Raw genomic sequence first — 24606 nt, 5'->3', positions numbered from 1 at the left:
AGGTCAGGTGTGTAAGTGTAGTGATACATTGAGCTAACTGATACTAATGAACCGAGAGTCTTAACCTTACAACTCGGAGTTGTTTTGGATTACGCAGAAGTTTTGATGAAGAAGAGAGCTAGTATAAAAGTTGAAATAACAGTTTGTTCCGGATTGAGAGATTAGTGCAGATATGAGATAATTTGACTAATTGAGAAGAGTATAGGATATGTCTGGCGGTAATAGCGCGGTGGTCCCACCTGACCCCATGCCGAACTCAGAAGTGAAACGCCGTAGTGCCGATGGTAGTGTGGGTATTACCCATGTGAGAGTAGGGTGCCGCCAGACTTTTAAATTTTATGTATACACACCAAATACGGTGGAGCGGTAGTTCAGTTGGTTAGAATACCTGCCTGTCACGCAGGGGGTCGCGGGTTCGAGCCCCGTCCGTTCCGCCACCTTATCTAGGGGCGTAGTTCAATTGGTAGAGCACCGGTCTCCAAAACCGGGTGTTGGGAGTTCGAGACTCTCCGCCCCTGCCAAAAAATGTTAATTTGTTCTAATTTTAGTCATTTGGCTATTTTCGTCTATATAAATAAAAGAATTTTGTTTACAGATTAACTTAGTCAATTATAATTCTCGCCCAATACTTTTACAATCTAGAGGATAGAACATGGCTGAGAGTTTTGTAAGTCAACAACGTTTTTTTGATAATAAAAATTATCCAAGAGGATTTTCCCGCCATGGGGATTTTACTATTAAAGAAGCTTTGATTTTAGAAAAGCATGGTTGTGCTTTTAAAGATCTTGATGCAGAAACCAGAAATCCATCTACTGCAGAAGAAAAATCATTTGTAGCTGTTTGCAAAGGTAAAAAAGAACCATCTACAGATTTTGAAAAAACATGGTTGAAGTACCTTTCTCGTATAAATAAACCAAAACGGTTTCATACATTATCCGGTGGAAAACCACAAGTTGATGTGACTGATGATTTTGTAGATAGTGATGACTAATTCTTTTAACCAATGTTTTTGTGTAATTGAATTAGTAATCGATCCATAGAGCGATAACTCAATGCTTCTGAAATGTGTTTTCGTTCTATGTTTTTTGACAAATCTAAATCAGCAATTGTGCGTGATACTTTCAATATTCGATGCCATGCCCTAGCAGAGAGTCCTAATTTTATTAAAGCTTGCTCTAAATATTCGTTATTTTCATTTGATAACTGACAATAGCATTGAATTTCTTTTGTACTTAACTGACTATTTAATTTATTGTTTCTTTTAAATTGAATTTTTCTCGCCTGTAAAACTCGTTGTTTTACTGTTTCAGTTGATTCTGATTGAGTGGCATTTTGACTCAGTGTACCTTTAGGTAATAAAGGTACTTCAATAGAAATATCGAACCTATCAAGAAACGGTCCTGAAAGTCGATTTAAATAGCGTATTGTTTGTTGCGGTGTTGTTCTATTATGTGTTCCTTGATAATGCCCTGTTGGACTTGGATTCATTGCAGCTATTAATTGAAACTTTGCAGGAAATTTTATTTTTGCGTTTGCTCTAGAAATGATAATTTCACCCGATTCAATCGGTTCTCTCAAAGCATCTAATACCTTTCGATTAAATTCAGGTAATTCATCTAAAAATAATACCCCATTATGTGCTAGTGAAATTTCTCCCGGTTTAGGTATCGATCCTCCGCCAACCAGTGCAGCGGTTGATGCACTATGGTGAGGAGATCTAAAAGGTCTTTTGCGCCAGTTTTTAATTGAGCCATTTGGACTAACTAAACTAGTTATTGCAGCACTTTCAAGTGCCTCTTCATCAGACAGTTGGGGTAATAAAGATGTTAAGCGAGTTGCTAACATCGTTTTTCCTGTGCCAGGAGGACCAATTAATAATAAATTATGACCACCTGCAGCTGCAATTTCTAATGCTCGTTTTGCATGTTCCTGTCCGATTATATCTTGTAGATTAGCCGAATTATTATCAATATCATAATATTCACGATATTGAACTGTTGGTAAATCAATTTCTTTGGATAAATACTGACATAACTCTAATAAGCTACTAGTAATCAATGTATTATTTTGATTAATTAAAGATATCTCAGATTGGTTTTCAGCCGAAATTATTAAGGTACGCTTTTTCTTTTTAGAAGAAATTGCAGCAGGAATAGCGCCTTTTACCGCTCTGATATTTCCTGACAAGGCTAATTCACCCAAAAATTCATAATGCAATAAATTATCTGTTGGAATTTGTTCTGTTGCAGCAAGAATAGCAATCGCTATTGGTAAATCAAAGCGGCTTCCTTCTTTGGGTAGATCTGCTGGAGATAAGTTAACTGTTATCTTTTTAGCTGGAAAGGTAAAACCGCTATTAATAATGGCACTTCTAACTCGATCTTTAGCCTCTTTAACAGTTGCTTCAGGCAGGCCAACTAAGACAAAGCCTGGCAAGCCATTACTAATATGAACTTCAACGTTTATTAAGGGCGCTTGTATTCCAATAGATGCTCGCGTATAAATAATTGCAAGTGACATAATTTCTAATTATTAACATGTTGATTTGTATTCTTATAATATTAGAAAATATCGAGCAACCCATTAATACCATTTTATTAATGGGATACAAAACGCAATAAATAATTCAATTTTGCAATGATTTCAATTTTTTTTATTTAAAATTAGTTTTGAAATAAATAGTGATATAAAAAACAGACAAGTATTACTTAATACTATTGATGGACCAGTTGGCGTGTCGTAAATAAATGAAAATATCAATCCAGCAATAACTGATAACATACCTATTATTATTGCAACTAATGCCATTGTTTCGGGAGTTTTCGAATAATATTTAGCTGTTGCGGCAGGAATAATAAGCAAAGATGTGATAATCAGGGCTCCGACAAATTTCATCGATAGACCTATAGTTAACGCTAATAGGAGCGTCAAAAGTAATTTTGTGATCTGTACATTAATTCCATGGCTAAAAGCTAATTCTTCACTCACAGTAATGAATAAAATGTTATTCCATTGCCAAAATAATAAAGCACCAATAAATGCTACACAAATAATAATTTGATAAAGATCTGAATATGTTACTGATAACAGATCACCAAATAAGTATCCCATTAAATCAATACGAATATTGCTCATTAAACTAATTACTACCAAGCCAAGCGATAATGCACTATGAGCTAAAATACCAAGTAAAGTATCAATGGGAAGTTGTTTTTGAGCTTCTAACCAAATTAATCCTAAGGCGAGTAAAAGAGTTATAAAAATGACAGCATAAAATAAATTGATATTCAGTAAAAATCCAAATGCGATACCAAGTAAAGCAGCATGTGATAACGTATCACCAAAATAGGACATCCTACGCCAAACAACGAAAGTACCTAACGGTCCTGTTATACTAGTTAAGCATAATCCAGCTAATAAAGATGGTAATAGTAACTCAATCATTATTTTTCCTTTCATGGCTAGGTAAAACAATTACCTTATTTTGTTTAATAGGGGATTTGCAACAATCATGTTGGTGATTGTGATGGTGTTTATAGACAGCGATTTGTGATGCCCCATGTTGACCAAAAAGAGAAATAAATTCTGGGTCATTAGAAACAATTGCTGGCGTACCAGAGCAACAGATATGATGATTTAAACAGATTACTTCATCTGTTTTTGCCATCACTAAATGAAGATCATGAGAAACCATTAAGACACCGCAATTAAACTGATTTTTTGCATCGGTGATTAAATCATATAATAATACCTGACCATTGACATCAACGCCTTGAGTTGGTTCATCAAGAATCAATAATTGAGGTTTCTTTGCTAAGGCTTGAGCTAATAAGACACGTTGTAATTCACCACCTGATAATTGATGCATTGATTTATTGATCAAATATTCAGCTTTTACCATGGATAATATATTAAGTATATCTTCGTTATTTAATTGCTTATTTAAGCGCATAAAACGTTTAACTGTAATAGGTAGTGTTGAATTTAAGTTGATTGATTGTGGCACATAGCCAATCGTTAAATTAGGTGAACGCACGATTGTCCCTGAGGTGCAAGGGATTAATCCCAAAATAACTTTTACTAGGGTAGATTTACCCGCACCATTAGGTCCTAATAATGTAATAATTTGATTAAGATGTATTCTTAATGAAACATCATATAATATTTTTTGATGGTCAATTTCTACCGAAATATTATCAAGAGAAATTAATGGCGTCATATTGTTGGGGCCCTTGCCTATAAATATGTTATGTTATATTATAACAACAATTAGTTCTATTCTATCATAATTTATAAATATAGGATAATGATGTGAAAAAATATATTGTACGAAATAGTAAACAATTAGCTTCTTTTTTAATGATACTAAGTTCATTAGCACTTCTTCAAAGTATCACTAATTATGCTAACGCGAAAATTATTTCGTCTGTAAAACCGATAGGTTTTATCACTGAGGCCATTGCTTCTGGAGTGAGCGATACTGATATTTTACTTCCTGATGGTGCATCTCCTCACACGTATTCTTTAAAACCATCTGATTTAGCTAAACTAAAATCAGCTGAGCTTGTGGTTTGGGTTGGTGAAGATATGGAAACTTTTATGCCAACAATCCTAAAAAGTATTGATAAGCAAAAGCAAATCGAATTAATGGCAATACCAGAGATTAACGCATTGCTTCGTACTAGCCATGATGATGAGGATGAAGATAACCATTCTCATGATGAGTCTGTTCAAGATCATCATCAGCATGGTGAATATGATGAGCATATTTGGCTTTCCCCTGAAATTGCTAAGATTGTTGCGCAGTCAATTCATGATAAACTCATCAAGCTTTATCCAAATAAAAGCGCATTAATCGATGAAAATTTAAACAAATTCAACATAAAGCTTGCAGAAACAGAACAAAACATTGCAAAAAAACTAATTACCGTACAAAATAGAGGGTATTTTGTGTTTCATGATGCTTATGGGTATTTTGAGGCACGGTTCGGATTGAAAAAACTAGGTAGTTTTACTATAAATCCAGCAGTTCAGCCTGGAGTTCAAAAAGTTTATTCTATTCAGCAAAAACTCAAAGAACACCAAGCTGTATGTGTATTTCGTGAACCACAGTTTAGCCCAGCGGTTATTGAAAAATTAGTGGATGGGACAGATGTTCGAATTGGAGAATTAAATCCATTAGGAACAGGTATCGCTCTTTCAAAAGATGCATATTCGCAATTTTTATTAAAACTAACACAGCAACTGTTGGATTGTTTAGATAAAAATTAGTTTTAGTAATAAATAGTTAAGGTTAATTTTGGCAAGACAAATAAAATCCCCTGATATTGAAAAAAATAATTTTAACATTCCCTATTTTTCAATATTAGGCGTTCTTTTTATTGTTATTTTATTTACCATTCTGTGGCGTCCACTTAATTTGGATCGCACTGTTTATGTTCCTTTAACTCCTCAAGTTGAAACTACTGTAAATGATAACTCCCATTCTATTGATGATGATGGAATAGTCGAAATAGTCAATGGGAAAGCTGCTACTGTTACCGAATCATCAGATGTTCCTGAAGATGAAATTGTAAAAGATGAATTAGATGATATCGTTGATGATAAAGATAACTCAGTGCAATATACTATTGTGCGCGGCGATACTCTACATGATATTTTAATTCGCTATAATGTTAATCGAAATGATATTTATCAGTTAACGACTAAATTTAAACAACTCGCAAATTTAAGAATAGGCCAACAAATTAGCTGGACGACTGATGATAACCATAATTTGCAAACTTTTAGTTGGACAATATCAAGTAATAATATTCGAATCTATGAAAAATCGGGCGATAAATTTGTAGAAAGTTCTGAAACAGCTGAAGTAGTACCACAAGATATTGTTATAAAAGGCGACATTAAAACTAATTTTGTTGCTGATGCTCGCAAAAGTGGGCTAACTAGTAATGAAATTGGTATTATTACCCGTGCTTTACAATGGCGTTTAGATTTTCGTCGATTACAAGTTGGTGATAAATTTTCAGTTGCTTTAACACGAGAAATGCATGGTAAAAATTTATCCAATAGCCAGTTGCTAGGCGTCCGTATAAAAAGTGGAACCAAAGATTATTATGCTATTTTAGCTGATGATGGTAAATATTATGACATCAGTGGTAACAGCTTATCCCAAAGCTTTTTTCGTTATCCTTTAGCCACAAAAGCGCGAGTTTCCTCTGGATTTAATCCACGCCGCTTGCACCCCGTTACAGGACAAATAGCCCCTCATAATGGTGTTGATTTTGCGGTATCGCGTGGAACACCTGTATTATCTGTTGGTAATGGTGAAGTAGTCATTGCAAAGTATAGTGGTTCAGCGGGTAATTATATTGCTATTCGGCATGGTCGTCAGTATATGACCACTTATATGCACTTGGATAAAATTTTAGTCAAACCTGGGCAACAAGTTAAACAAGGTGATAAAATTGGACTATCAGGAAATACAGGGCGTTCCACAGGGCCTCATTTGCACTTTGAATTACATATTAATAACAAGCCTGTTAATCCGTTAACGGCAAGTTTACCTATCTCGGAAGGATTAACCGGTAAATCGAAAAAAGCATTCTTATCAAAAGTTAAAAGTATTAGCTCACAGCTAAATTTCTAAACTTACACATTTATTCCATATTTAAGCATCTAGTTACCTGAAATTTTCACAAAAAGAAGGGCGAGGTATCCTTCAAAAATTATGTTATCATAAGCTAATTTTATTGGATAATAAATGTTAGGTGAAGTTTGAACACATCAACTAAAACAGCAAAAAAACGATCTTCTAAAAGGACTAAAAAAAATAAAAAGACTACACTTTGGCGACGATTTTTAACATTACTATTTAAGTTATTTCTCGTATTTGCTGCTGTGGCTATCATTTATGGCGTCTATCTTGATCAACAAATCAAAGAGCGGATTGACGGAAATGTGTGGGAGTTGCCAGCAGCGGTTTATGGTCAAATTATTGATCTTGAGCCTGATAGTGAATATAGCTTAAACGATGTAGTGACACTATTAGTTGGTGCACAATATCGTCAGCAAGATACTAAAGCTACTCGCCCCGGTGAATTTATTGTAAGTAATGATGCGGTTGAGGTTTATCGTCGACCTTTTACTTTTCCTGATGGTGAAGAGCAAGCGTTTAGAGTCAGAATTACTTTTTATGAAAATCGTATCGATCGTATTACTAATCTAGAGACAGGACGTGATTTTGGATTGCTTAAAATTGATCCTAAATTAATTACTATGATGCATTCTCCAAATGGTGAGCAACGGTTATTTGTGCCATTAAAGGAGTTCCCTGATTCGTTGTTACAAACATTAGTTGCAACAGAAGATAAACGTTTTTATGATCATCATGGTGTAAGTTTATATTCTATTGGCCGTGCTATTTTTGTTAATTTAACAACAGGTCGTACCGAAGGTGGGAGTACATTAACCCAGCAAACGGTTAAAAACCTTTTTTTAACTAATGAACGTAGTTTAAGTCGAAAAATACGTGAAGCTTATATGGCATTGATTTTGGATGGTCGTTATAGCAAAGAACGTATTTTAGAACTTTATTTAAATGAAGTTTATTTGGGACAAGCGGGTAGTGAGGAGATTCATGGCTTTCCATTAGCGAGTCTTTACTATTTTGGTCGTCCAGTTAATGAACTTACATTAGATCAGCAAGCAGTACTAGTTGGTATGGTAAAAGGGGCTTCACAATATAATCCTTGGACACAACCTCAACAAGTTATCGAACGTCGTAATGTAGTTTTAAAACTCGCTCAGCAGCAAGGTATTATTGATGATGAGCTGTATACTTTATTAAGTCAGCGCCCACTAACAGTTCTACCTAAAGGTGGTGTGATTTCACCACAACCAGCATTTATGCAAGTTGTGCGCAGTGAACTTCGAAAACAATTAGGTGATAAAGCAGATCATTTGTCTGGTATGAAGATTTTTACTACCTTTGATCCTGTGGCTCAATCCGCTGCAGAGCAAGCGGTCACTAACGAAATTGAGAAACTGCGTACATCAACCAATAAAGAATTACAAACAGCAATGGTGATTGTCAGTCGCGAGACTGGGGAAATACGCGCAATTATTGGTAGCGCAGAGCCGCGTTATCCGGGTTATAATCGTGCTTGGTTAACTCAGCGAGCAATTGGTTCATTAGCTAAACCGTCAACTTATCTAACCGCACTTGGACAACCCGATCATTACCAACTTAATACTTGGCTTAACGATAATCCTTTATCGATTAAGCTTGATGGTGGGGGGTATTGGGAACCGAAAAACTATGACCGTAAATTCCGCGATCGTGTTATGTTGGTCGACGCCCTAGCGCTTTCACTCAATGTACCTACTGTTAATTTAGGTATGGCATTGGGGCTTGATGCAACAAAGAATACTTTACAAGCGTTAGGCATACCCGCAGAGCGTATACCTAATTTACCATCAAGGTTACTTGGTGCTTTAGAATTAACACCGTTAGAAACTGCACAGATGTTTCAAACGATAGCTAATAATGGTCAACGTTCTCCACTTTCTATTTTAAGATATGTATTGACGGATAAAGGTGAGCTGGTTTATCAAAGCTATCCACAACAGCTTCAGGCAGTATCTCAACAATCGGCTTATTTAACTACTTATGCTATGCAACAAGTGGTTAATTCTGGGACATCTCGTTCATTAAAAGCTAAATACGGTTCGTTTAATTTAGCTGCTAAGACAGGTACAAGTAATGATTCTCGTGATAGCTGGTTTACAGGGATTGACGGTAAAAATGTTGCTGTTATTTGGATTGGTTTAGATGATCATTCCCCAATGAAATTGACAGGTGCAACGGGTGCTTTAAAAATTTATAGTGAATATTTACAAAATAATCCACCAAAGAAATTAGTATTGCCACAACCTCAAAATATTTTTATGGTACCTATTGATAGCGATGGGCGGTGGCAATGTAATGGAAGTGGCATTCGATCTTTACCTGTATGGACGATTAATCCACAGAGCTTATGCTCTGGCAATAACCAGTCAGTGCCTGCTCAGCAAGCGCCAACTTGGGTTACAGATCTATTGAATAATTAGGAGAGAAGAATATGCCTGAATTACCAGAAGTTGAAACAAGTCGCCGAGGCATCTTACCGTATTTAAAGGGACAAACTATAGATAAAATTATTGTTCGACAATCTAAATTACGCTGGCCAGTTGATAGGGCTATAAGTAATGCTCATGGACAAGTGATTTTAGATATAAAACGGCGTGCAAAATATTTATTATTACAGCTATCTAACAATTGGATTGTAATTCATCTGGGAATGTCAGGTAGCTTACGTATTTTACAAAATCACCAAAAAGCAGAAAAGCACGATCATATCGATCTTGTCTTAGACAATGGTGTCATCTTACGTTATACCGATCCAAGGCGTTTTGGATCTTGGCTTTGGGCAAATTCATTAGATCAAATATCTCAATTACAACATTTAGGACCAGAGCCTTTAAGCAATGAATTTTCAGCAGAATATTTATTCGAGAAAGCCCGAAATCGACAAGTTCCTATTAAAAGCTGGATTATGGATAACCATATTGTGGTTGGCGTTGGTAATATTTACGCTTCTGAATCGCTATTTATGGCTAAAATTAATCCTAATCGCAAAGTCAACTCCTTACAATTAAATGAATTTGAAAGATTGGTTGCTTCCATTAAACAAGTTCTTACCAAATCAATTGAACAAGGCGGAACAACACTAAAGGATTTTCTTCAGTCTGATGGCAAACCTGGATATTTTGCACAAGAACTACAAGTTTATGGTCGCAAAGATGAACCGTGCATAATTTGTGGAATAGAAATAAAATCACAAAAAATAGGGCAGCGTAATACTTTTTATTGTGAAAATTGCCAAAAATAATGGCATATTTTTAAGCAAAATTATCACTTCCTTATGGTCACCATCAAAATTGTAAACTTTTTGATATATTCGTTCTTTTTCATGCATAAAAATATCTTTTCAAACTCTTTAAACCTTATTTAAATAGGATTAGTATAGATACATACAATTAGAATAATTTTTTTATTGTTACTTTGAGTATTTTATAGAGTAACACCATGAATATTATAGAAATCTTTTTATTTTAAAGACTATGGACTTGTTAACGGATATCGGCTATCTTTCTTGATACAAAATTGTTTATGTTTTGTAAAGTTTTCATGTGTGGCTAATTATCGGTAATATATTAATTTTAAATGGTTTTTTCTGTTTTTTATCGGTTTATGTTTAATTTAACTCAATGTTTCTTGCTTTTATTAAGGAATTTAAGATGATCAAATTCGCTTCTCGCTTTTTGACAACTTGTTTTATTTTATTTTTTACTACGATGGCTAATTCTGAAGTCAGAATTATTATTACCGATGGTGTGAATTCTGCTAAACCAATCGCTGTTACTCCATTCAAATGGACTGGTGGCGGTGAGCCCCCACAAATTATTGAAGATATTATTGCTTCTGATTTGCGTAATAGTGGTAAGTTTAATCCTATTGAAGTTAATCGCATGCCTCAAAAGCCAACCACTGCTTCAGAGGTGACTCCTGCGGTATGGAACAATCTTGGTGTTTCAGCAGTTGTAGTAGGTTCAATTCAACCCGATGCATCCGGAAAATACCTTATAAATTATCAATTAGTTGATACAGTCAACCGTCCTGGTACAGTTTTGGCACAAAACCAATTTTCTATTGAAAAACGCTGGGTTCGTTATGCGGCGCATACTGCTAGTGACGAAATCTTTGAATCATTAACCGGTATTAAAGGCGCATTTAGAACACGAATTGCTTATGTTGTTAAAACAACCAAAGGGCCTTTTTCGCATGAATTAAGAGTATCTGATTATGACGGTTATGATCAAACCACAGTTCATCGTTCTAAAGAACCGTTAATGTCTCCTACTTGGTCACCTGATGGTAAAAAATTAGCTTATGTGACTTTTGAAGGCGGTCATTCTGCATTGGTTTTAAAAACATTAGAGAGCGGTGCTGTTCAAACAATTGCATCTTTTCCGCAACATAATGGTGCTCCGGCATTTTCTCCAGACGGTAGCAAATTAGCTTTTGCTTTATCTAAAGGAGGAAGCTTAAATTTATATATGATGGATTTATCTAGCAAAAAAATCACGCAAATTACATCTAGCCGTAGTAATGATACGGAACCATCTTGGATGCCGGATAATCAAACTATTGTTTACACATCTGACCAAGCTGGACGTCCTCAATTATATAGTATCAATATCAATAGTGGAGCCTCTCAAAGAATAACATGGGATAATACGCAAAATCAGAATGCTCGAGTATCACCTGATGGTTCCTTTATTGCAATGATCTCAACTAATAATGGTGAACAACATATTACTCGATATGATATGGATACAAAAACCTATCAACGTTTAACCGATACTTTTTTAGATGAAACGCCAAGTATTGCACCAAATGGTACTATGATTATTTATAGTTCATCACAAGGATTAGGTACCATTTTGAATCTTGTATCTACCGATGGTAACTTCAAAGCAAGGTTGCCAGCAACTGATGGGCAGGTAAAATTCCCTGCATGGTCTCCATATTTATAAGAGGAGCTTAAAAATTATACAATATTAAGATTATTAAAATTGTGTAAAGTTTAAGGCCGTTATAATATATACCTCTAATCTTTCTGGTTAGTAACAGATGTTACTTTTAAGTTGGTTAGATTTATAAAATATAAGTAATAATTTATTTAAACAAAGGAGTTAATACAATGCAATTTTCTAAATTTCTTAAAGTAGCAGCGGTTGCTTTACCATTAATCGCTGTAACTGCATGTTCATCTAATAGTAGCCGTAATGCAGGCGGTAATTTAAATGGTACTTTATCAAAAGAAGCCTTAGAACAACTTCAAAAATTACAACAAACCAATACAGTATATTTTGATTTTGATAAATATAATGTTAAGTCTGAATATGCAACATTATTAAATGCACACGCTGTATTTATCCGTGCAAATAATGTAAAAGTTGTTATCGAAGGTCACGCTGATGAACGCGGTACTCCTGAATATAACATCGCATTAGGTGAACGTCGTGCAGCTGCGGTTAAATCTTACCTACAAGGTAATGGTGCTTCTGCAAGCCAAATGGAAATTGTTTCTTATGGTAAAGAAAAACCAGCTGTATTAGGGCATGATGAAGCGGCTTATGCTAAAAACCGTCGTGCTGTAGTAACTTATGCTGGATATTAATAGCATCTTATAACGGCTGATTATTCAGCCGTTTTTATTTTTTAAGTTCACGCCGAGTCTAATAATATGCATAAAAAAATACTCACATTGTTCCTGTTTCTTTTATTTACAGGTTATGGTTGTGCTGCAGGTAGTTCTGATATTGATCGAACTATTCAAGCTCAAGGGCAGTTGATAATTCAAAACCAACAAAAAATTAGCGATTTACAAGCTGATGTAGATACACTCCGCGGTCAGTTAGAGGAAACAAAATATCAATTGAATCAGGTGATTGAACGCCAAAAAATGATTTTACAGCAAATGGCTAATGGTTCTGGATTTTCATCAAATTCTAATTCTGACTCACAAGAAAATAACTCAGCTCCATCTTCTGATTCGACTTCATCAACATCTTCGTCTTCAGATTTATCTGGATGGACAACTTCAGGTGATGATAAAGCTGATTATAATTTTGTCATGCAGTTTGTTAATGATGGCAAACAAAATAATGAAGCCATTGCCGCGTTTCAAAAGTATTTAAAAACCTACCCAAAGTCTAATTACCGAGCCAACGTTAATTATTGGCTTGGTCAACTTTCATATAAACAAAACAAAAAAGATGATGCTTCATTTTATTATGCGACTGTGGTAAAAGATTTCCCCTCTTCACCAAAAGCCGCTGATAGCCTTTATAAAGTAGGATTAATTTTACTTGATAAAGGAGACAATAAAAATGCCAAAGCGGTTTTTCAACAAGTGGTGAATAAGTATTCAAAAGATAAGAATGCGGTCGCACTTGCGAATAAAAAATTAGCGTCACTAAAGTGAAGTGTATAAATAACCGGCTATTGCGTAAAAATGACAATAAAAGGGTTGCGTAGCATTATAATTATAAGTATCATACCAACCCGAAATCGCTTGTGGCTTTAAGCATTAAAGCTAAAGTGGTTTTTGTCAAATGGGTCGTTAGCTCAGTCGGTAGAGCAGCGGACTTTTAATCCGTTGGTCGAGCGTTCGAATCGCTCACGACCCACCATTTATCTCATAAATCTTCACTTACTTCATTTTTAGCTAATACCATTTCAATGTTTGAACCTTGAACAGAATAAATCTCTACATTCATTGGTATGCTTAAAAGGAAGAAAAAGGGAGATATTCCCCCTTTTTTATATTACTTTGCTTTGGCGGCTAATTCGATAATTTTCATCGTTACTTCAAAAGATTTAAGAAATGATGATAATGGTAAAAACTCAAAGCACGAATGAAAGTTATGTGCACCAGTAAAGTAATTTGGTGTGGTAAGACCTTTAGCAGAAAGTGCTGAACCATCCGTCCCCCCCCGCATAGCGATCGTATTTGGCTGAATATTGAGGTGCTCAAATGATTGATAAATCAAATCAATACAGCGACGATCATTACCCAAATAGTTAGCTATATTGCTATAAATATCGGTAATTTTACACTCAATTTTAGCCCTTGGATATTTTCGACTAATAAAGCTCACCACTTCTTGGATATAAGCTTTACGTGCTTCATATTTAGCTAAATCAAAGTCACGAATACTCATTTTTAATGTTGTGGTACTTTGATTGCCAACAATATCATTAAACCAAAAATAACCTTCTTTACCTTCGGTATGCTCAGGTGTTTCGAAACTATCAAAACAGTTAATAATATCATTAGCTACACGGATAGGATTGATTAAAACATTTTTTGCCGACATTGGATGAGCAGATACACCAGTAATCTCAATGATTGCTGAGCCAGCATTGAAAGTTTCATAAACAACTTCACCTAGTTCACAACAATCGATTGTATAAGCAAAATCAGGTTTGAAGCGATTTAAATCAAGTTTCTTAGCACCATTTAAGCCTACTTCTTCATCAGGTACAAATGCCACATAAATATCGCCATGAGTACAATTTTGTTGTTGTAATTGATCTAACATTGTCATCACAACGGCAATGGCGGCTTTATTATCAGCACCAAGTACACTTGTGCCATCAGTGACAATCAATTCATCATTAAGATACTTATTCAATTCAGGATGTTCATCAACTTTAAACCAGATATTTTTATCTTTATTTAACAGGATATTTTGACCGGTAAAGGTCACTCTCTGTGGTTTGATTTTATCTGATAAGGCGACATCGACCGTATCGAGATGGGCAATATAACCAATTTTTGGTGCATTTGGATTATTGCCTGGTAGTTTAGCCGTTACAATACTATGCTCATCAAGGTGAACATCTTGTAAATTAAGTTCGATCAATTCTTGTTTGAGTAATTTGGCTAATTCTGTTTGCCCTGGGGTTGAGGGCACATGCGCACATCCAAGAGCACTTTGACTTGGAACGTTGACATAACGTAAAAAACGCTCAACTAATTGTTCGGTAATATTCATTATAGTGTGACTCCTTATGGTAACTAATTATTTACGGGTGGATATACATAGCCACTGTCAAAACCAATTGGTAGACCTAAGAACCAAAAGAGTAATAAGTTTACCGTTAATGCAATAAGTAGTGCGGCGGTATAAGGAATCATCATCGAACTTAATGTGCCTACACCCGTGTTTTTACAGTATTGCTGGCAATAAGCAATAATCAAAGGATAAAAAGCAAACATTGGTGTACTAACATTAACTGCCGAGCTGATACGATAAGCCGCTTGTGTTAATTCTGGTGAGATGCCAACTGACATAAGCATTGGTACAAAAATCGGTGCTAATATGGCCCATTTAGACGATGCAGAGGTAATTAACACATTTAACATGCTCGTTAGAATTATCACTCCAAAGATTGTGACCACTGAAGGCAGATGCAATGCTTTTAAAAACTCCGCGCCGCCAATCGCAATTAATGTTCCAATTTGTGAGTGAGAAAAGACATATAGAAATTGTGCACAAAAGAACGCAAAAACAATAAATGGAATAAGAGATTTAGTGATGTTCTCCATCGCTTTGACAATATCGCGTGATGATTTAAATGCTCCGGTTATAAAACCGTGTATTAAACCAGGAATGGCGAAAAATACAAACAATAGTGGCACAATAATTTGCATAATTGGTGCTTTATTGCTTGTCATACTTCCATCAGGCGCACGTAATAAAGAGTTTTCTGGTAATAATAATAAAACCAAGCCAATAGCAATTGCTAAAAAGACCATTGAAGCGACTTTAAATGCTCGGTTCTCAACCGGTGTGATAGCTGGCGAATTGGCAATATTATCTAACTTTAAATCATTATTTAAAGGCATGGTTGCATTCAAACGAGGTTCGACGATTTTGTCGGTAACAAACCAGCAAGCTAACAATACAAAAAAGGTACCACCAAAGCTCAAGAAATAGTTACAAAGTACATTGACTTGATAATAAGGATCGATAATTTGTGCAGCACTTTGGGTAAATCCTTGCATAATTGGATCGATAATTGATGGCGTATAACTTGAGCTAAATCCACCAGCTAAGCCTGCAAATGAAGCTGCAATCCCCGCTAGTGGATGGCGCCCGATTGCATAAAACATCATCGCTGATACAGGCATTAAAATCACATAAGCAGAGTCAGCCGCAATATGGCAAACCATACTGACAAAAATAACCGATGGTGTGACTAATTTTTTAGGGGTGATAGCTAGTAATTTTTTAAGTAACACATGGATATAACCACTACTTTCAGCAATACCAATACCTAATGTTGCCACAATTGTGATGCCAAGTGGTGGAAAAGAGACAAAATTAGGCACCATCTTGGTAAAAAAAGTGACAAGATGATCGGGGGCCAGCATATTGACAACGACCAGTTTGCCTTGCGTAACAGGATTAATAAAATTAAAGCTGACAAAAGAGAGTAATAAAGAAGCAACAAAACAGATGATTAAAGCATAAAAAAACAGTGTGGTTACATCAGGGATCTTATTTCCAATTCGTTCAATAGTATTTAGAAAGCCACCCGTTCTTATTGGTGACGGATTAGTTGTTTGATTCATAATAAAATTAGCTTAAATATTGTTCGGAAAAACAATGTAGCATAGATCGATCATGCAGGCAAACATGGCTTTTAGCTATTGTTTTGTTTAGGTTGTTACTTAACTTGCAACTTTTTTATATTATTTTTATTTATATGATCACGCAATTTTGAATTGTTGTTAATGTGCATAATATTTAATATTTCGATAGTGTAAAAATCACACTATCGATCGTACTTGTCCTACATAATTTTAATTAATTATCAAAAAGCGCGCTTCATAAAAGATTTTAATACAAGATTGCATAAAAAAATTATTAGTATATTGTAATGAATATTAATTCATAAAAAAAGAATAAATATTCATTTAATTTTAAGTGAAATCTAAAAGGATAATATATGCAATAGGAGCCTAATTATGGTTTTTGATATTGATTTAATTAAACGAATTTACCAAAGTTATCCACAAAAGATTGATCTGATCCGCCAAAAAATTGGAAAACCGTTAACCTTGACGGAAAAAATCCTTTATGCACATCTAGCAGAAGGTGAAGAGATTAAGGTTTATAAACGGGGTGAGGACTATGTTAATTTTTCACCCGATCGCGTTGCTATGCAAGATGCAACTGCCCAAATGGCGCTTTTACAGCTAATGAACTCAGGTCGTCAAAGCGTTGCTGTGCCCTCAACAGTGCATTGTGATCACTTGATTCAAGCCTATAAAAATGCTCATGATGATTTAATTGTTGCAGAAAGTCATAATCAAGAAGTTTATCAATTTCTACGTGATGTATCGAATAAATATGGTATTGGGTTTTGGAAGCCCGATGCAGGTATTATTCATCAGGTCGTACTTGAAAATTATGCATTTCCTGGAGGTATGATGATCGGTACTGATTCACATACGCCAAATGCTGGTGGACTTTCAATGCTCGCAATAGGGGTTGGTGGTGCAGATGCCGTTGATGTCATGGCTGGTATGCCTTGGGAATTGAAAATGCCAAAAATCATTGGCGTAAAATTGATTGGTAATCTATCAGGTTGGGTATCACCAAAAGATATTATTTTAAAACTAGCAGGCATTTTAACGGTTAAAGGCGGCACCAATTCAGTGATTGAATATTTTGGTGAAGGGACTTCAACTTTATCAGCAACAGGAAAAGCAACTATATGTAATATGGGGGCCGAAGTCGGAGCAACAACATCAATATTCCCTTATAGTAAAAAGTCGGCTGATTATTTAACGATGACAGGACGCCAAAAAGTGGTGGATTTAGCAAATATGTTAACGGACTGTTTCAATCCTGATCAGGCTGTTTTAGTACAACCAGAAACATACTATGATCAAGTAATAGAAATTAATCTATCTGAATTGGAGCCTTATGTTAATGGGCCTTTTACACCTGATTTAGCTTATCCTATTTCACAACTTGCTACTGCTGTCAAAGAGCATAATTACCCAGATAACATGGAGGTGGGCTTGATTGGTTCATGTACTAACTCTTCCTATCAGGACTTGATGCGTGCGGCTTCTGTGATTGATAATGCAAATCAATTAGGACTAAAGGTGAAAGCAAAACTAATCATTAACCCTGGCTCAAAACAAGTGAAATACACCTCAAAGAAAGATGGCATTTTAAGTTGCTTTGAACAAGCTGGTGCAGCTATTATGGCTAATGCTTGTGGACCTTGTATTGGGCAATGGCGTCGTGATGAAGTTGCTGATGAACATAAAAATTCGATTGTGACATCTTTTAATCGTAACTTTGTTAAACGTAATGATGGTAGCCCAAATACTTATGCATTTATATGCTCTCCTGAAATTGTAGCTGCATTATCAATTGCAGGTAAACTCAGCTTTAATCCACTCACTGATAGTTTAATCAATGATAAAGGCCAGAAAGTGAAATTATCTGAACCAGTAGGGGATGAGTTGCCTAAGCAAGGGTTTGTTGTTGATGATGCTGGTTATATAGCACCCATTGCCAATGGCAGTGCGGTTGAAGTTCATATTTCAAGTCACTCAGAGCGGCTACAACAACTTTCACCTTTTTTACCTTGGGATGGAAAAGACATTACTTCACAACCCTTGCTCATTAAAGTAACGGGTAAATGTACAACCGATCATATTTCAATGGCGGGTAAATGGCTAAAATTTCGAGGACATCTAGATAATATTTCTAATAATATGTTAATTGGTGCAGTTAATGCCTTTAATCAAAAAACCAACTCAGTTTTAGATCCGCAAACAGGTAATTATGTTGAAGTACCCATATTAGCTCGTCAGTTAAAAGCTCAAGGACTAGGCTCAATTGTTGTAGCTGAAGAAAATTATGGTGAAGGCTCATCACGGGAACATGCCGCAATGGAGCCTCGCTTTTTAAATGTTAAAGCCATTGTGGTTAAATCATTTGCACGAATTCATGAAACGAACCTTAAAAAACAAGGAATGTTAGCTTTAACATTTGTTAATAAAGACGATTATGACAAAATTCGTGAGGATGACAAAATTAGCATTATTGGGTTAGTAGATTTCGCACCAGATAAAGAGCTGACAATGATACTTCATCATCAAGATGGATGCGTGGACTCTTTTGCTGTTGCACACACTTATAATCAATCTCAAATAGAATGGTTTAAAGCAGGTAGTGCTTTAAATAAGTTGAAGGAAGGATTTAACTAACTGAAAAAAGAGGGGGAAGATGCAATATGAATCAGCAAGTTTCAATTGAAAATGGACAATTAATTGTCCCAAATCATCCAACTATTCCTTTTATTGAAGGTGATGGTGTGGGTAAAGAGATTTGGAATGCTGCTCGAACAATTTTTGATAAAGCGATTGAAAAAGCTTATCAAGATAAACGTAGCATTAAATGGCAAGAAGTACTTGCTGGTGAAAAGTCATTCAACTTGAATGGTGAATGGTTACCTAAAGAAACCATGAATGCTTTTAAACAATATCTTATTGGTATCAAAGGCCCTTTAACTACGCCAGTGGGGGATGGGATTCGTTCACTCAATGTTGCTCTTCGCCAAGAGTTAGATCTTTATGTATGTCTGCGTCCTGTTCGTTGGTTCAAAGGGGTGGAATCACCAATAAAACATCCCGAAAAAGTAAGCATGACTATTTTCCGAGAAAATACTGAAGATATTTATGCTGGTATTGAATGGCTACAAGGCACACAGGAAGCTGAAAAATTTTATCAATTTTTATCACAACAAATGGGCGTTAGTAAAGTTCGTTTTCCTAAAACTTCGTCATTTGGTGTCAAACCTGTTTCAATTGAAGGATCAGAACGTTTAATTAGAGCTGCAATTAAATATGCTCTTCACCATAAATTACCCTCTGTTACCTTAGTACATAAAGGTAATATTATGAAGTTTACTGAAGGGGGATTTAAACAGTGGGGATATGCACTAGCAGAGAAAGAATTTGCTGATGTTGTTTTTACTATGAATCAATATGCAAAAATCCAAAAAACGGCTGGCACATCAGCGGCAGAACAAGCATTAAAGAACGCTCAATCTTCGTCAAAATTAATTATTAAAGATGTGATTTGTGATGCATTTTTACAAAATACTTTGTTAAAACCAGAAGATTATTCTGTTGTTGCAACGTTAAACCTTAATGGTGATTATGTTTCAGATCAACTTGCTGCGATGGTCGGGGGCATTGGTATTGCACCTGGCGCGAATATTAACTATCTGACAGGTCATGCTATTTTTGAAGCAACACATGGCACTGCGCCTGATATTGCAGGAAAAAATCAAGCAAATCCATCATCATTATTGCTATCAGGTGTGATGATGTTTGATTATCTTGGTTGGTATGAAGTTGGACAATTAATTACCCATGCAATGCAAAGCTTATTTCAAGAAGGTAAGGCAACAACCGATTTAGCTCGTTTTATGAAAAATGGGCAATCGTTATCTACAACTGAATTTACTCAAGCAGTAATCGATAATTTATAACACAAAAGGAAATAATAAATGAAAGAAAAATATTTAGTTTATAAATTATCTGAAACGATTAAAAACACTAGTAAAATTGAATCACAATTATTTGAAACTTTTAATGTAAAACGTGGGTTACGTAATGCTGATCACACTGGCGTATTAGTTGGTTTAACCAAAATTGGAGATGTGCTAGGTTATGAACATTTAGAAGGTGGTTCATTAAAACCTATTCCAGGGAAATTATTATATCGAGGCATTGATATTGAAGATCTTGTACATAATGCACAAAAAGAGCAACGAACAGGATTTGAAGAAACGATCTATCTACTATTATCAGGTTCTTTACCCGATAAAGAAGAGTTATACGATTTTTCACGATTACTTTGCGAATCAATGGCACTGGAAAAGCAAACTAAGATTGCTATCATGGAACTTGAAGGTCATGATGTGATGAATATTTTAGCAAGAACAGTGCTTGAAATGTATACTTATGATTCTAAAGCTGATGATACATCCCGTGATAATTTAATGCGACAATCCATAGATCTCATTGCAAAATTTCCTGCCATTATTGCCTATGCTTATAATATGTTAAGTCACAGCGCTAAAGGTAAATCATTACATATCCGCCACCCAAATGAGGATTTTTCCATTGCTGAAAACTTTTTATACATGATGAAAGGATCTGAAGGATATACTGAACTTGATGTGCGAGTGCTTGATTTGGCAATGATTATCCATGCAGAACACGGCGGCGGAAATAATTCAACATTTACGGTACGAGTGACGAGTTCTACAGGCACTGATACTTACTCATCAATTGCGGCAGGTATTGGATCGTTAAAAGGTCCATTACATGGTGGTGCTAATTTACAAGTGGGTAAAATGCTTAAACACCTAGCTAAAGAAATTAAAAATTGGAGTGATGTAAATGAAATTGATGCCTATTTACAACGTATTTTAAATAAAGATGTATTTGATAAAAAGGGTCTAATTTATGGTATTGGGCATGCAGTTTATACGGTATCAGATCCAAGAGCTGTGTTGCTCAAAGAAATGGCGTATGAACTAGCCAAAGAAAAAGGGCGAGAAAAAGAGTATAATTTTTTAAATTTGCTTGAAGAACGTGCTATCCATGCTATTTTGAATCGAAAAAATGCCAGAACAAAAAAACAAGTTTGCGCCAATGTCGATTTCTATTCTGGCTTTGTTTATGACATGATTGGCTTACCTCGAGAGGTTTATACGCCATTATTTGCAATGTCACGTATTGTTGGTTGGTGTGCTCATCGAATTGAAGAGCTTAATTTTGATGATCGCCGAATTATTCGCCCTGCTTATAAAAATATTGGTCAATTTATGCCGTTTATTCCATTAAAAGATCGTTAAACTTATCATCCGTCAGTATTATGCTGGCGGCATGAATAAAAACCATTATTTATTGAAAAAAGCGTGGTGATTTAAAGTAATAGTTTGTAGACTATGCTTCCTTATCAGTTTTCAGCTGTATACTTTTTATATAAATTAGATATGAATCTTTTAAAATCTTTAGCCACAGTTAGTTCAATGACGATGGTCTCTCGTGTATTAGGTTTTGTTCGTGATGCCGTTATTGCGCGTTTTTTTGGCGCTGGTATGGCAACTGACGCTTTTTTTGTAGCCTTTAAACTCCCTAATTTGCTGCGGCGTATTTTTGCGGAAGGTGCTTTTTCGCAAGCCTTTGTGCCTATTTTAGCTGAATATAAAAATCAGCAAGGGATTGAAGCAACGCGTACCTTTGTTGCTTATATTGCAGGTTTATTAACGCTAGTATTAGCTATTGTTACTTTAATTGGTGTTGTCAGCGCACCTTTTGTTATTATGTTAACTGCACCAGGATTTATGCAAGAGTCAACCGAAAAATTTGAACTTGCAACGACCATGTTGCGTATAACCTTTCCTTATATCTTTTTTATATCACTGGCTTCACTTGTCGGCGCTATACTCAACACATGGAATCGTTTCTCTGTTCCTGCTTTTGTGCCAACACTACTTAATGTGAGTATGATTATATTCACGCTATTTTTAACTCCTTACTTTAACCCTCCGGTATTAGCGCTTGCTGTATCGGTTGGTGTTGGTGGGATTTTACAATTACTCTATCAGCTACCTTATTTAAAAAAGATTGGCATGCTAGTGTTACCTCGTATAAATTTTAAAGATAGTGGTGTTTGGCGGGTTTTAAAACAGATGGGGCCGGCAATTTTAGGGGTATCTGTTGGGCAAATATCATTAATTATTAATACGATTTTTGCCTCATTTCTCGTTTCTGGCTCAGTTTCGTGGATGTATTATGCGGATCGATTAATGGAATTCCCTGCCGGTGTGCTTGGTGTGGCATTAGGTACTATATTATTGCCATCGTTAGCTAAAAGCTTTTCTAAAGGCGATCATAAACAATATTCAGAGTTGTTAGATTGGGGATTGCGCCTCTGCTTTTTATTGGCCTTACCAAGCACGATTGCATTAGGTGTTATTTCTCGCCCACTTATATCAACGTTATTTGAATATGGCCAATTTACTTTAAATGATACATTGATGACACAGCGAGCTTTAGTTGCTTACTCTATCGGTCTACTTGGATTGATTTTAATTAAAGTGTTAGCACCCGCATTTTATTCCCGTCAGGACATTAAAACACCCGTCAAAATTGCAATTGTCACCTTAATTTTAACTCAACTAATGAATCTCGTTTTTATTGGGCCATTACAGCATGCAGGCCTTTCACTATCCATTGGTTTAGCTGCTTGCTTTAATGCTGGATTATTGTATTGGCAATTACGTAAAAAACAACTTTATCAACCCCAACCCGGTTGGTATCGGTTTTTAATTAAAATCGTCATAGCGGTAATTTTAATGTCTGCGGCATTATGGTTTGGTTCACACTTATTACCTGACTGGTCAACCAGCTCAATGTTGGTTCGTATTGGGCGATTGTTTGCATTGGTAATTGTTGGAATCGTTGTCTATTTTGCGTCGTTGATTGCTATGGGATTTAAGATCAAACACTTTATTAAACGAATTGATTAACAACAAACAATAATTAAAATTTTGTTAAAAATTTTAGGTAACAGGAACGTTTAAGTAAAATTAATAGGGAAATAAGATGAATAAAGTGTCTTTTTTTACTCTTCCCATTATTGGCAGTTTAGTTTATTTTGTGTTGAGTTCTTTTCTTTGGTTGTGTTTTGCCTTTTTACGACCCGAATCAAGCATTTCTTTTGAAACACTTGGTTCTTTATTCCCTGGTATTTTATTTTTTTCTAAATAATCTTGTAGATACATTATGGATTTTGGGTTTGTTGTCGCTTGTTTTTCACTACGCTAATATTCATATTGTCAATAAAACCAATACAGTATTATTGATTGTCATGATGGCCATATTCACGACAGTAGCTGAACTTATTCAACAAAGCATCATTGTTTATTTCTACGAGAGCCCTATTTCGCCAATGATGATAATGATTATCCCATCAGTTGTTTTCTGCTTTTTGTTGTACAGTTTATTAATTTACTATTTAACAAATTTCTTTGAAAAGTTCTTTGTAAAAAGTAACCAACCCTTTGCAATTACAGAAACTAACAGCTCAAATATTCACTTCATTTTATTTTCAATGTTTATCGTTATTGCTTTTGACTGGAGAGATAGTAATTTTCTAAAGGCTATTTATATTGGTGCTATACTAATTGGGCTGTTTTTGTCTAAAAACTGTTTTAAAAAGCCCTTTAATAAAATTCAATCAGAAAAGCTCATTAAAAGTGTTTTTGTATCTGCCATACTGATTTTTATTTGTCTCATTGTTTATTTTATCTCTTTATACCATATGCCAATAAGGTTTTATATTAACGGCATTACCCTGATTCGTGTAGGTCGTAGCTTGCTCTTGTTGATATTGCTTATTATGCTAGTTGGTTTGATTCTTAATAAAGTGACTAAGCATTATTTTCTAAAACAAAAAATCGGTCAGAAAAGTAATTGATTTTATTGGTTTTTTTGTGGTGTTTTTTTATTCAAAAAACACCACCCAAACTATTCCTCCCAAAAATAGGACAACAAAACCTTAAAATTTTTAACAAAAACTAGCACATTCCTAATTAACCGGTTATAATTCAATCGCTTTCAAAACAAGAGAGAGCTCATCAGTTAAGCAGTCAGTTGTAAAAAATTCAAATAAAACAAAAAATTACTTGACAGGATAATCGAAATGCGCTACCATGCATGGCATCTGGCATCTGGCATCTGGCCTGCCAAACCTACGCCCTAAATCTTTTTCATTTTCGCTGTAGTCTAAATCAGACTCAGTTCTTATTTGTATCACCTAAATTATCAAAATCATTGCATTTAACGAAGTCGCCATGTTTATCGGCAGTGTTATCAC

General features: G+C 35.2%; 18 protein-coding genes, 3 tRNA genes and 1 rRNA gene. 17 read left to right on the top strand and 5 right to left on the bottom strand.

Features of this window, described 5'->3' with window-relative positions; genetic code table 11:
* Nucleotides 1–211 precede the first annotated feature (211 nt).
* From rrf to GA0061081_RS10490, 4 genes are all read left to right on the top strand, one after another.
* A 5S ribosomal RNA gene (rrf, locus tag GA0061081_RS10505) occupies nucleotides 212–327 on the top strand.
* 33 nt (nucleotides 328–360) lie between these two features.
* Nucleotides 361–437, top strand: a tRNA-Asp gene (locus GA0061081_RS10500).
* Between the two features lie 8 nt (nucleotides 438–445).
* Nucleotides 446–521 (top strand) — tRNA-Trp (locus GA0061081_RS10495).
* A gap of 131 nt (nucleotides 522–652) precedes the next feature.
* Nucleotides 653–991 (top strand): MaoP family protein, encoded by a 339-nt coding sequence (locus tag GA0061081_RS10490; RefSeq protein ID WP_091350762.1) that lies wholly within the window; start codon nucleotides 653–655, stop codon nucleotides 989–991.
* 5 nt (nucleotides 992–996) lie between these two features.
* On the opposite strand, the gene GA0061081_RS10485 is transcribed toward GA0061081_RS10490, so the two are convergent.
* The 3 genes from GA0061081_RS10485 to znuC form a co-directional block, all read right to left on the bottom strand.
* Entirely contained in the window at nucleotides 997–2520 is a 1524-nt protein-coding gene (locus tag GA0061081_RS10485; RefSeq protein ID WP_085246932.1) for a YifB family Mg chelatase-like AAA ATPase, read from the bottom strand.
* Between the two features lie 123 nt (nucleotides 2521–2643).
* Entirely contained in the window at nucleotides 2644–3444 is an 801-nt protein-coding gene (znuB, locus tag GA0061081_RS10480; RefSeq protein WP_091350760.1) for a zinc ABC transporter permease subunit ZnuB, read from the bottom strand.
* Nucleotides 3437–4219 (bottom strand): zinc ABC transporter ATP-binding protein ZnuC, encoded by a 783-nt coding sequence (znuC, locus tag GA0061081_RS10475; RefSeq protein WP_091350758.1) that lies wholly within the window; start codon nucleotides 4217–4219, stop codon nucleotides 3437–3439. Before znuC ends, znuB begins: the two co-directional genes overlap by 8 nt.
* Before the next feature lie 140 nt (nucleotides 4220–4359).
* Between znuC and znuA the strand changes: the two genes are divergently transcribed.
* From znuA to GA0061081_RS10435, 8 genes are all read left to right on the top strand, one after another.
* A complete protein-coding gene (gene znuA, locus GA0061081_RS10470) occupies nucleotides 4360–5271 on the top strand; it encodes a zinc ABC transporter substrate-binding protein ZnuA (RefSeq protein ID WP_091350767.1) in 912 nt (303 codons plus the stop codon).
* 28 nt (nucleotides 5272–5299) lie between these two features.
* Nucleotides 5300–6649, top strand: coding sequence for a murein DD-endopeptidase MepM (mepM, locus tag GA0061081_RS10465; RefSeq protein ID WP_091350756.1), 1350 nt, complete (start codon nucleotides 5300–5302; stop codon nucleotides 6647–6649).
* Between the two features lie 128 nt (nucleotides 6650–6777).
* Nucleotides 6778–9111: a bifunctional glycosyl transferase/transpeptidase gene (gene mrcB / locus GA0061081_RS10460; RefSeq protein WP_091350754.1), complete on the top strand. Its 2334-nt coding sequence runs from the start codon at nucleotides 6778–6780 to the stop codon at nucleotides 9109–9111.
* Between the two features lie 11 nt (nucleotides 9112–9122).
* Nucleotides 9123–9932, top strand: coding sequence for a bifunctional DNA-formamidopyrimidine glycosylase/DNA-(apurinic or apyrimidinic site) lyase (gene mutM, locus GA0061081_RS10455; protein WP_091350752.1), 810 nt, complete (start codon nucleotides 9123–9125; stop codon nucleotides 9930–9932).
* Nucleotides 9933–10344: 412 nt separating this feature from the next.
* A complete protein-coding gene (tolB, locus tag GA0061081_RS10450) occupies nucleotides 10345–11640 on the top strand; it encodes a Tol-Pal system beta propeller repeat protein TolB (protein ID WP_425337798.1) in 1296 nt (431 codons plus the stop codon).
* Between the two features lie 167 nt (nucleotides 11641–11807).
* Nucleotides 11808–12287, top strand: a complete 480-nt coding sequence (gene pal, locus GA0061081_RS10445; RefSeq protein ID WP_091350748.1) for a peptidoglycan-associated lipoprotein Pal — start codon at nucleotides 11808–11810, stop codon at nucleotides 12285–12287.
* 66 nt (nucleotides 12288–12353) lie between these two features.
* Nucleotides 12354–13094, top strand: a complete 741-nt coding sequence (ybgF, locus tag GA0061081_RS10440) for a tol-pal system protein YbgF (protein WP_091350745.1) — start codon at nucleotides 12354–12356, stop codon at nucleotides 13092–13094.
* Between the two features lie 132 nt (nucleotides 13095–13226).
* A tRNA-Lys gene (locus tag GA0061081_RS10435) sits at nucleotides 13227–13302 on the top strand.
* A gap of 135 nt (nucleotides 13303–13437) precedes the next feature.
* Here the strand turns inward: GA0061081_RS10435 and pepT are convergent.
* Nucleotides 13438–14670 (bottom strand): peptidase T, encoded by a 1233-nt coding sequence (gene pepT, locus GA0061081_RS10430; protein ID WP_091350742.1) that lies wholly within the window; start codon nucleotides 14668–14670, stop codon nucleotides 13438–13440.
* 23 nt (nucleotides 14671–14693) lie between these two features.
* Nucleotides 14694–16253, bottom strand: a complete 1560-nt coding sequence (locus tag GA0061081_RS10425; protein WP_091350740.1) for an AbgT family transporter — start codon at nucleotides 16251–16253, stop codon at nucleotides 14694–14696.
* 396 nt (nucleotides 16254–16649) lie between these two features.
* Between GA0061081_RS10425 and GA0061081_RS10420 the strand changes: the two genes are divergently transcribed.
* From GA0061081_RS10420 to GA0061081_RS10400, 5 genes are all read left to right on the top strand, one after another.
* Nucleotides 16650–18914, top strand: a complete 2265-nt coding sequence (locus tag GA0061081_RS10420) for an aconitate hydratase (protein WP_091350737.1) — start codon at nucleotides 16650–16652, stop codon at nucleotides 18912–18914.
* 26 nt (nucleotides 18915–18940) lie between these two features.
* Nucleotides 18941–20203: an NADP-dependent isocitrate dehydrogenase gene (gene icd, locus GA0061081_RS10415; protein ID WP_091350734.1), complete on the top strand. Its 1263-nt coding sequence runs from the start codon at nucleotides 18941–18943 to the stop codon at nucleotides 20201–20203.
* Between the two features lie 18 nt (nucleotides 20204–20221).
* Nucleotides 20222–21577, top strand: a complete 1356-nt coding sequence (locus GA0061081_RS10410) for a citrate synthase (protein ID WP_091350729.1) — start codon at nucleotides 20222–20224, stop codon at nucleotides 21575–21577.
* 141 nt (nucleotides 21578–21718) lie between these two features.
* On the top strand, nucleotides 21719–23257 hold the full coding sequence (gene murJ, locus GA0061081_RS10405; protein ID WP_091350765.1) for a murein biosynthesis integral membrane protein MurJ: 1539 nt from the start codon (nucleotides 21719–21721) through the stop codon (nucleotides 23255–23257).
* Nucleotides 23258–23688: 431 nt separating this feature from the next.
* Entirely contained in the window at nucleotides 23689–24207 is a 519-nt protein-coding gene (locus GA0061081_RS10400) for a hypothetical protein (RefSeq protein ID WP_141683373.1), read from the top strand.
* Nucleotides 24208–24606 lie beyond the last annotated feature (399 nt).

Origin of the sequence: Gilliamella bombicola (genome assembly GCF_900094945.1) — a bacterium.
In the GTDB taxonomy this organism is placed as follows: domain Bacteria; phylum Pseudomonadota; class Gammaproteobacteria; order Enterobacterales; family Orbaceae; genus Gilliamella; species Gilliamella bombicola.
The sequence above is the reverse complement of the archived record's forward strand: the minus strand, read 5'-3'. Positions and strand labels throughout refer to the sequence as shown.

What these genes read in the sequence shown, in the direction of transcription:
- GA0061081_RS10490 (WP_091350762.1), top strand. Translation starts at nt 653, where the DNA reads ATGGCTGAGAGTTTTGTAAGTCAACAACGTTTTTTTGATAATAAAAAT.
- GA0061081_RS10485 (WP_085246932.1), bottom strand. Translation starts at nt 2,520, where the DNA reads ATGTCACTTGCAATTATTTATACGCGAGCATCTATTGGAATACAAGCG.
- znuB (WP_091350760.1), bottom strand. Translation starts at nt 3,444, where the DNA reads ATGATTGAGTTACTATTACCATCTTTATTAGCTGGATTATGCTTAACT.
- znuC (WP_091350758.1), bottom strand. Translation starts at nt 4,219, where the DNA reads ATGACGCCATTAATTTCTCTTGATAATATTTCGGTAGAAATTGACCAT.
- znuA (WP_091350767.1), top strand. Translation starts at nt 4,360, where the DNA reads ATGATACTAAGTTCATTAGCACTTCTTCAAAGTATCACTAATTATGCT.
- mutM (WP_091350752.1), top strand. Translation starts at nt 9,123, where the DNA reads ATGCCTGAATTACCAGAAGTTGAAACAAGTCGCCGAGGCATCTTACCG.
- pal (WP_091350748.1), top strand. Translation starts at nt 11,808, where the DNA reads ATGCAATTTTCTAAATTTCTTAAAGTAGCAGCGGTTGCTTTACCATTA.
- ybgF (WP_091350745.1), top strand. Translation starts at nt 12,354, where the DNA reads ATGCATAAAAAAATACTCACATTGTTCCTGTTTCTTTTATTTACAGGT.
- pepT (WP_091350742.1), bottom strand. Translation starts at nt 14,670, where the DNA reads ATGAATATTACCGAACAATTAGTTGAGCGTTTTTTACGTTATGTCAAC.
- GA0061081_RS10425 (WP_091350740.1), bottom strand. Translation starts at nt 16,253, where the DNA reads ATGAATCAAACAACTAATCCGTCACCAATAAGAACGGGTGGCTTTCTA.
- GA0061081_RS10420 (WP_091350737.1), top strand. Translation starts at nt 16,650, where the DNA reads ATGGTTTTTGATATTGATTTAATTAAACGAATTTACCAAAGTTATCCA.
- icd (WP_091350734.1), top strand. Translation starts at nt 18,941, where the DNA reads ATGAATCAGCAAGTTTCAATTGAAAATGGACAATTAATTGTCCCAAAT.
- GA0061081_RS10410 (WP_091350729.1), top strand. Translation starts at nt 20,222, where the DNA reads ATGAAAGAAAAATATTTAGTTTATAAATTATCTGAAACGATTAAAAAC.
- murJ (WP_091350765.1), top strand. Translation starts at nt 21,719, where the DNA reads ATGAATCTTTTAAAATCTTTAGCCACAGTTAGTTCAATGACGATGGTC.
- GA0061081_RS10400 (WP_141683373.1), top strand. Translation starts at nt 23,689, where the DNA reads ATGATTATCCCATCAGTTGTTTTCTGCTTTTTGTTGTACAGTTTATTA.